The following is a 1071-nucleotide window of genomic DNA, read 5'->3' on the forward strand; positions in this document are numbered from 1 at the left end:
GCGCTGGCCCAACTGCCCCAGCGCCAGCGGGCCGTGGTCGTCCTGCGCTACTGGGAGGACATGAGCGAGCAGCAGGTCGCCGAGATCCTCGGCTGCTCGCTGGGCAACGTGAAGAGCCAGGCCAGCCGCGGCCTGGCGAAACTGCGCACCCATCCGGCGCTGGCCCCCTACGCGGGCGCCGGCGCTACGACGACCGACGGCACGAACGGAGACAACAGCTGATGGACACCGAGGACATGGTGCGCGGCGCCCTGCACGACGAGGCGTCCCGGCTCACGGTGGCCCACTGGTCCGCCGAGCCCGTACGGATCCACGCCCGCCGCCAGCGGCGGCGGATGGCGGTGGGCGCGTCGGCCGTGGCGGCCGCGCTCGCGGTGGCGGTCGGCACCGGCGCGGTGCTGTCCGCCCGGGACGGCGGCAGGGCCCTCGCCCCGGCCGCGGCCCCGGCCGCGCAGGCCCCGCTGCTCCCGGCGGGACCGGCCCCCGAGGCCGTCGTCGCCGAGCCCGGCCAGCAACTGCCGCTGGACCGCCCCGGCTGGTGGATGTCGTTGAAGGACCGGGAGATCTGCATCCACGACGCCTCCGTCCACGGCAGCGGCCCGGGCTGCGGCGGCTACTCCTGGGCGGCGAGCGCCACCACCGAGCTCACCATGCAGTACTACCGCAACCCCGCCCAGAACCAGGAGGGCCTGTACAACGTCGTCTACCACGGGCCCGGACAGGTCGCCCGGATGACCGTCGAACTCGACGGCCAGGCCCACTGGGCCACCGTCGCCTCGCTCCCCGGCACCCCGGGCTACGCCAGCGGCTACGCCTGGGCGTCCGCCCTCAAGCCCACCGGCTCCGAGAAGGGCCAGCCCCAGCCCCTCACCGGCATCAGGCTCGCCGCGTACGACGCCCAGGGGAACCTGCTGGCGAGCAAGACCCTGTAGCCCTGGCGGCGGTGTGTACCCCCGCCGCGCCCCCGGGGGAAACACCCCCCCCGGGCCGGCCCCCCCAAGGGTGGGGGGCAAGGCCCGCCGCGGCCGGGACCCACCCCCCCCCCCGCCCCAGGACCCCCCACTCGCGAAA

Annotated in this window: 2 protein-coding genes; both read left to right on the forward strand. The window is 76.2% G+C overall.

Annotated features, from left to right (window positions below; translation table 11 throughout):
• Window positions 1-222 (forward strand): sigma-70 family RNA polymerase sigma factor (locus ACFC1T_RS38175; RefSeq protein WP_375897358.1); only part of this gene is annotated, 222 nt, incomplete at its 5' end.
• A complete protein-coding gene (locus tag ACFC1T_RS38180; RefSeq protein WP_375897361.1) occupies window positions 222-932 on the forward strand; it encodes a hypothetical protein in 711 nt (236 codons plus the stop codon). The genes ACFC1T_RS38175 and ACFC1T_RS38180, both read left to right, overlap by 1 nt.
• The last annotated feature ends 139 nt before the right edge of the window (window positions 933-1071 follow it).

It is taken from the genome of Kitasatospora sp. NPDC056076, from assembly GCF_042266305.1.
Lineage (GTDB): Bacteria > Actinomycetota > Actinomycetes > Streptomycetales > Streptomycetaceae > Kitasatospora.